Origin of the sequence: Hahella sp. HN01, from assembly GCF_018986435.1 — a bacterium.
GTDB lineage: Bacteria > Pseudomonadota > Gammaproteobacteria > Pseudomonadales > Oleiphilaceae > Hahella.
Map to the genome: position 1 here is coordinate 222,027 of NZ_JAHMIN010000007.1, position 7,801 is coordinate 229,827.

The window sequence follows — 7,801 nt, forward strand, 5'->3', positions numbered from 1 at the left end:
AATTTGATCCCGCTGAATTAATAAGGCTAGTTAACGAGCGTTAACCGAAGGGCGGTCAGTATATCGTGAAATAGTGAGAACCTCGAAATGGGAAATCGCCCAATGATAACTAAGGTAATCGTGTACTATTGCTCTCTTAACTTGTACAGGTAATTGGATCATGCACAAACTGACAGCCACTATTATCACTCTGAATGAAGCTTCTCGCATTGCGCGTTGCATCGAAAGCGTCCAATTTGCTGATGAAGTGGTGGTTGTCGATTCGGGTAGCACTGATGACACTTGTCGGATCGCTCAGGACATGGGGTGTCGCGTTATTACTCAAGAGTGGCTGGGGTACGGTGGGCAGAAGCAGTTTGCTGTTGATCTGGCGAGCAGTGATTGGGTGTTGTGTATCGACGCCGACGAGGTGGTCACTAGCGAACTTGCTGCTTCTATTAAGCAAGTCATGCAAAGGCCTGATGCGGATGCATATAGTTTTCCTCGCAGGAACTATTTTTTGGGTGAGCCTCTTCGTTATGGCGAGGGGTATCCAGACCGTAGCCTGCGGCTTTTCAATCGAAAGAAGGCAGGATGGACCCAAGACTTGGTGCACGAAGCTGTGAGGTGTGAAGGGCGGATTCAAAAGTTAGAAGGAGACTTGAACCATTTTTCCGAGGAGACAATCTCGCAATATTTAGCCAAGCAAAATAAGTATACGCAGATTCAGGCGGAAGATATGTTTCGACGAGGGAAGAAGGTCGGGCTTGGTAAAATTCTCGTTAGCCCTATAATTCGATTTTTTAAGTTCTATGTTATACGCCGGGGCTTTCTAGATGGTATGCCGGGGTTTGTGCATATTGTTATTGGTTGTATGAATAGCTTCGTGAAGTATGTGAAGCTGTATGAGCTGAGGTCTAAGAACCGGGATTAAATGTTTTGTTCTGAGACTGCATGTAACACGCTCTTGAATCTGTCGAAATAAGTCTCAGGAGAGAATAGTGAGTGAGACCTGATGCGTGCTGCATGGCTCATTCTTGAATAGTCGGCTGTATTCAATATAAGTTCGCAAATGGCATTTGCCATGCTATCGGGGCTGACTGCTTTGGGTGGTCCTAGTTTATTGGCGGACGCATCAAAAATAATGGGTGGTAATCCTTGTATATTGCCGCCCATTTGTTGGTATTCTTCTAAGCCAAGGCTCACGGGAATTGTATAGCCTGTAATGTTGTTCTCTACTACGTCGGCAAGTCCATCTACGTCGGATGCAATGACTGGGCAGCCGAACGCCATAGCCTCTAGAGCCACGAGGCCAAAGGGCTCTCTAAGTGAAGGGCAGAGAAGGCAGTCAATATCTAGGTAGAACTGCTCTATTTGACTTTGTAATCCCAAGAAGTTAACTGCACCCTCAATGCACAGTTCTTTAGTGAGAGCTTTTAATTGCTGCTCGTCTGGGCCTACGCCAGCGATTGAAAGAATAACCGGAAAATTCTTGTCTAATAGTATCTTGAGTGCATGAAGAGCAGTGGTGACGCCTTTGACGCTGACTAGCCGGCCTGCGAGTCCCAGCCTAAATGGAGAGTGTGGTAGTTTGTCGCAACTTGCATGAGTAGATGAGAGTTTAAACTTGTTGAGTAGAGGGTTGTGGATGACTACTGCGTTATCTTTCGAGTAGCTCCAGTTATACCGAATAACTTCCAAGGCGGCTTTTGAATTACAGATGACTCCATCAACCTTGGATAAAAAAGCGGTAGCGGCTTTTTTGTCATCGCAGCGCCAGCCAGCCCCATGCTCATAATAGATAACTTTAGTGCTCGAAGGGCAAAGGCTCAGGTCGATTCCCTCAATTTTGTTCCAGACAACGAGTATTTCAGGGGCTATTTGGCTTAGCAGGCGTTTCAGGTTCCGGTGGCGTAAGAAACTTGGTTTTTTGGGGAGGCGTAAAGAGTGATAGTACTTGACGGAGTATACCTGCTCAGAATACGCGTTTACCTCCTCTGCGAGCTCCGAATGGATATGGGAGCGATCACTAATCGTAACATTCTGGAAGTCGCTATAGCTCATCCTTAGATAGTCGCAGTAGAGCCTCTCTACGCCCCCTATTGTGTCAAGTGCGACCAAGTGAGCAACTTTTATCCGCTTCGATGGCATGTCTATACGCTCCTGGCGGGACTCTGCATGTTCCCTTACTTATAGTAGTAAGGTCATTTCCAAGATAATCCATGAGCCTCTAATTTAAGTAAAGAGAACATGGCCACACTTATAAGGTTAGCTGGTGTGTCCTGTAAGCTTGGAGAATCTGCGTGAAGATGTATACGAACCCGATGATGCAAAGAGGGAGCGAGCACGTGATTCAGGCGGGCAAGAAGAAGATAGCGCAGGTTTTTGTGAAATAACGAAAATAGTGCTTGCGCGAAATTAAGGGGTGCGTATAATGCGCCCCACTTCGACGGGGAAGCCGGTCGGAGGGGAGGGAGTGAAGAGTTTGATCATGGCTCAGATTGAACGCTGGCGGCAGGCTTAACACATGCAAGTCGAGCGGTAACAGTCCTTCGGGAGCTGACGAGCGGCGGACGGGTGAGTAATGCATAGGAATCTGCCTGTTAGAGGGGGATAGCCCGGGGAAACTCGGATTAATACCGCATACGCCCTACGGGGGAAAGCAGGGGATCTTCGGACCTTGCGCTAACAGATGAGCCTATGTCGGATTAGCTAGTTGGTAGGGTAAGAGCCTACCAAGGCGACGATCCGTAACTGGTCTGAGAGGATGATCAGTCACACTGGAACTGAGACACGGTCCAGACTCCTACGGGAGGCAGCAGTGGGGAATATTGGACAATGGGGGAAACCCTGATCCAGCCATGCCGCGTGTGTGAAGAAGGCCTTCGGGTTGTAAAGCACTTTCAGTGGGGAGGAAAGGGCAGTTGCTAATATCAGCTGCAGTTGACGTTACCCACAGAAGAAGCACCGGCAAACTCCGTGCCAGCAGCCGCGGTAATACGGAGGGTGCGAGCGTTAATCGGAATTACTGGGCGTAAAGCGCGCGTAGGCGGTTGCTTAAGCTAGATGTGAAATCCCCGGGCTCAACCTGGGAACTGCATTTAGAACTGGGCGACTAGAGTTTTGGAGAGGAGGGTAGAATTCCAGGTGTAGCGGTGAAATGCGTAGAGATCTGGAGGAATACCAGTGGCGAAGGCGGCCCTCTGGCCAAAAACTGACGCTGAGGTGCGAAAGCGTGGGGAGCAAACAGGATTAGATACCCTGGTAGTCCACGCCGTAAACGATGAGAACTAGCCGTTGGGGTCCTTAGAGACTTTAGTGGCGCAGCTAACGCGATAAGTTCTCCGCCTGGGGAGTACGGCCGCAAGGTTAAAACTCAAATGAATTGACGGGGGCCCGCACAAGCGGTGGAGCATGTGGTTTAATTCGAAGCAACGCGAAGAACCTTACCTGGCCTTGACATCCAGAGAACTTTCCAGAGATGGATTGGTGCCTTCGGGAACTCTGAGACAGGTGCTGCATGGCTGTCGTCAGCTCGTGTTGTGAAATGTTGGGTTAAGTCCCGTAACGAGCGCAACCCTTGTCCCTATTTGCCAGCACTTCGGGTGGGAACTTTAGGGAGACTGCCGGTGACAAACCGGAGGAAGGTGGGGACGACGTCAAGTCATCATGGCCCTTACGGCCAGGGCTACACACGTGCTACAATGGGGCGTACAGAGGGTTGCGAAGCCGCGAGGTGGAGCTAATCTCTTAAAGCGTCTCGTAGTCCGGATTGGAGTCTGCAACTCGACTCCATGAAGTCGGAATCGCTAGTAATCGCGAATCAGAATGTCGCGGTGAATACGTTCCCGGGCCTTGTACACACCGCCCGTCACACCATGGGAGTGGGTTGCACCAGAAGTAGCTAGTCTAACCTTCGGGGGGACGGTTACCACGGTGTGATTCATGACTGGGGTGAAGTCGTAACAAGGTAGCCGTAGGGGAACCTGCGGCTGGATCACCTCCTTAAACGATATCCAACTGTCTCAGTTTGGCGTCCACAACAAATTGCTTGATTGGCGAGTAGAGAGCTTACTTAAGGGTCATCAGACCCGTGACGCAATCGAGAGATTGCAAGTTCTGGGTCTGTAGCTCAGGTGGTTAGAGCGCACCCCTGATAAGGGTGAGGTCGGTGGTTCAAGTCCACCCAGACCCACCAGAATTTCCTTGTTCTTGGTGAATAACTAGGTTTGATTAGGAAAATTATGGGGCTGTAGCTCAGCTGGGAGAGCGCCTGCCTTGCACGCAGGAGGTCAGCGGTTCGATCCCGCTCAGCTCCACCATTCATAGAATGGTAGTAGTACGGTTGACAATTAAGTAAGTGAAATCTGACGATTTCAGATGATAGAAACGAATACAGCATGAAAGTTTCAAAAAGATGACTGTATTGGTTTCTGGCATTTGGTCAGAGAAGCTCTTTAACAATTTGGATAAGCAAAGTAAAAACCAACGTGGTGACAGATAAAGTTTATTTGTCACTTAACGGATAGGTTTTACTGAGTAGTTATACTCAAGCGCAATATCGGCAAATTATTGTTACGGTGAAACCAGCGCTGTATAGCTTGAAGTGATGGCAGTAATGAAATTACTTCGGGTTATATGGTCAAGTGAATAAGCGCATACGGTGGATGCCTTGGCAACTGGAGGCGATGAAAGACGTGAAAGCCTGCGATAAGCGTCGGCGAGGTGGCAAATAACCTTTGACCCGGCGATCTCTGAATGGGGAAACCCACCTGATTTATCAGGTATCCTGCACTGAATCCATAGGTGTAGGAGGCGAACCGGGGGAACTGAAACATCTAAGTACCCCGAGGAAAAGAAATCAACCGAGATTCCCTCAGTAGCGGCGAGCGAACGGGGATCAGCCCTTAAGCTTTGTGACAGATAGGAGAACGCTCTGGAAAGTGCGGCCATAGTGGGTGACAGCCCCGTATCTGAAATCTTATCAAAGTGAAATCGAGTAGGTCGGGACACGTGTTATCTTGACTGAATATGGGGGGACCATCCTCCAAGGCTAAATACTCCCAGTTGACCGATAGTGAACCAGTACCGTGAGGGAAAGGCGAAAAGAACCCCTGTGAGGGGAGTGAAATAGAACCTGAAACCGTATGCGTACAAGCAGTGGGAGCAGACTTGTTCTGTGACTGCGTACCTTTTGTATAATGGGTCAGCGACTTACGTTTAGTGGCGAGCTTAACCGAATAGGGGAGGCGTAGGGAAACCGAGTCTGAATAGGGCGAATTAGTCGCTAGGCGTAGACCCGAAACCGAGTGATCTAGCCATGGGCAGGTTGAAGGTTGAGTAACATCAACTGGAGGACCGAACCGAAATCTGTTGAAAAAGATTCGGATGACTTGTGGCTGGGGGTGAAAGGCCAATCAAACTCGGAGATAGCTGGTTCTCCCCGAAAGCTATTTAGGTAGCGCCTCGGACGAACACCTACGGGGGTAGAGCACTGTTTGGGCTAGGGGGTCATCTCGACTTACCAACCCCATGCAAACTCCGAATACCGTAGAGTGATATCCGGGAGACACACGGCGGGTGCTAACGTCCGTCGTGAAGAGGGAAACAACCCAGACCGCCAGCTAAGGCCCCCAAGTCCATGTTAAGTGGGAAACGATGTGGGAAGGCAGAGACAGCTAGGAGGTTGGCTTAGAAGCAGCCACCCTTTAAAGAAAGCGTAATAGCTCACTAGTCGAGTCGGCCTGCGCGGAAGATGTAACGGGGCTCAAACATGGCGCCGAAGCTGCGGATTCATCCAATGGATGAGTGGTAGGGGAGCGTTCTGTAAGCTGATGAAGGTGTGTCGAGAGGCATGCTGGAGGTATCAGAAGTGCGAATGCTGACATGAGTAACGATAATGCGGGTGAAAAACCCGCACGCCGGAAGACCAAGGGTTCCTGCGCAACGCTAATCGGCGCAGGGTGAGTCGGCCCCTAAGGCGAGACCGAAAGGTGTAGTCGATGGGAAATCGGTTAAAATTCCGATACTTTGTATTGCTGCGATGGGGGGACGGAGAAGGCTAGGTCAGCCTGGGATTGGTAGTCCAGGTTTAAGCCTGTAGGCAGTGTGTTTAGGCAAATCCGGACACACAATGCTGAGGGGTGATGACGAGCTCTCTTTAAGAGAGTGAAGTGATTGATGCCCAGCTTCCAGGAAAAGCCTCTAAGCTTCAGGCAATACAAAACCGTACCCCAAACCGACACAGGTGGTCAGGTAGAGAATACCAAGGCGCTTGAGAGAACTCGGGTGAAGGAACTAGGCAAAATGGTGCCGTAACTTCGGGAGAAGGCACGCCGTCATTACGTGAAGGCCCTGCGGCTGGAGCGGAAGGCGGTCGAAGATACCAGGCCCCTGCGACTGTTTATTAAAAACACAGCACTCTGCAAACACGAAAGTGGACGTATAGGGTGTGACGCCTGCCCGGTGCCGGAAGGTTAATTGATGGGGTTAGCGTAAGCGAAGCTCTTGATCGAAGCCCCGGTAAACGGCGGCCGTAACTATAACGGTCCTAAGGTAGCGAAATTCCTTGTCGGGTAAGTTCCGACCTGCACGAATGGCGTAACGATGGGGGCGCTGTCTCCACCCGAGACTCAGTGAAATTGAAATCGCTGTGAAGATGCAGTGTATCCGCGGCTAGACGGAAAGACCCCGTGAACCTTTACTATAGCTTCACAGTGGACTTTGAACCTGCTTGTGTAGGATAGGTGGGAGGCTTTGAAGCGAGGACGCCAGTTCTCGTGGAGCCATCCTTGAAATACCACCCTGGCATGTTTGAGGTTCTAACTCTGACTGGTAATCCCGGTCGAGGACACTGTGTGGTGGGTAGTTTGACTGGGGCGGTCTCCTCCAAAAGAGTAACGGAGGAGCACGAAGGTGCGCTAAGTACGGTCGGACATCGTACGGTTAGTGTAAAGGCAAAAGCGCGCTTAACTGCGAGACAAACACGTCGAGCAGGTACGAAAGTAGGTCTTAGTGATCCGGTGGTTCTGTATGGAAGGGCCATCGCTCAACGGATAAAAGGTACTCCGGGGATAACAGGCTGATACCGCCCAAGAGTTCACATCGACGGCGGTGTTTGGCACCTCGATGTCGGCTCATCACATCCTGGGGCTGAAGCCGGTCCCAAGGGTATGGCTGTTCGCCATTTAAAGTGGTACGCGAGCTGGGTTTAGAACGTCGTGAGACAGTTCGGTCCCTATCTGCCGTGGACGTTGGAGATTTGAGGAGAGTTGCTCCTAGTACGAGAGGACCGGAGTGAACGAACCGCTGGTGTTCGGGTTGTGATGCCAATCGCATTGCCCGGTAGCTACGTTCGGACGGGATAACCGCTGAAAGCATCTAAGCGGGAAGCCCCCTTCAAGATAAGATCTCCCTGAGGACTTGATCCTCCTAAAGGGCCCTTGTAGACCACGAGGTTGATAGGCTGGGTGTGTAAGCGCTGCGAGGCGTTGAGCTAACCAGTACTAATTGCCCGAGAGGCTTGACCATATAACACCGAAGTAATTTACCGGTATTGATTGAGTATAACTGCTTATCCAAGTTAAAGGTCTTCTGACCAAGCGCCAACTAGACAAGCTAGACTAAGACAAAGCTTAACGGTTTTGCCTGATGATCATAGCGGACTGGAACCACCTGATCCCATTCCGAACTCAGAAGTGAAACAGTCCAGCGCCGATGGTAGTGTGGATTACCCATGCAAGAGTAGGTCGTCGTCAGGCTCTTAATACGAAGAACCCGTCCTCGTGACGGGTTTTTTTTGCCTGAAATTTAACGTCGGGCC

2 protein-coding genes, 2 tRNA genes and 3 rRNA genes are annotated in these 7,801 nt (G+C 50.5%); 6 read left to right on the plus strand and 1 reads right to left on the minus strand.

Going from position 1 to position 7,801, the window contains the following annotated elements:
• The first annotated feature begins 160 nt into the window (after positions 1–160).
• Complete coding sequence (locus KP814_RS09465) at positions 161–913, plus strand: glycosyltransferase family 2 protein (protein ID WP_216736541.1); 753 nt, start codon at positions 161–163, stop codon at positions 911–913.
• Here the strand turns inward: KP814_RS09465 and KP814_RS09470 are convergent.
• On the minus strand, positions 910–2,130 hold the full coding sequence (locus KP814_RS09470) for a glycosyltransferase family 4 protein (protein WP_216736542.1): 1,221 nt from the start codon (positions 2,128–2,130) through the stop codon (positions 910–912). The two genes, KP814_RS09465 and KP814_RS09470, sit on opposite strands and share 4 nt — an antisense overlap.
• Positions 2,131–2,452: 322 nt before the next feature.
• On the opposite strand from KP814_RS09470, the gene KP814_RS09475 reads away from it, so the two are divergent.
• The 5 genes from KP814_RS09475 to rrf all read left to right on the plus strand — a co-directional run bounded on the left by KP814_RS09475 (position 2,453) and on the right by rrf (position 7,739).
• Positions 2,453–3,987 (plus strand): 16S ribosomal RNA (locus tag KP814_RS09475).
• A gap of 113 nt (positions 3,988–4,100) precedes the next feature.
• Positions 4,101–4,177 (plus strand) — tRNA-Ile (locus KP814_RS09480).
• A gap of 48 nt (positions 4,178–4,225) precedes the next feature.
• A tRNA-Ala gene (locus KP814_RS09485) sits at positions 4,226–4,301 on the plus strand.
• A 318-nt stretch (positions 4,302–4,619) separates the two neighbouring features.
• Positions 4,620–7,509, plus strand: a 23S ribosomal RNA gene (locus KP814_RS09490).
• Between the two features lie 116 nt (positions 7,510–7,625).
• Positions 7,626–7,739, plus strand: a 5S ribosomal RNA gene (gene rrf / locus KP814_RS09495).
• The 16S, 23S and 5S rRNA genes sit together here with 2 tRNA genes alongside, the layout of an rRNA operon.
• Positions 7,740–7,801: the final 62 nt, after the last annotated feature.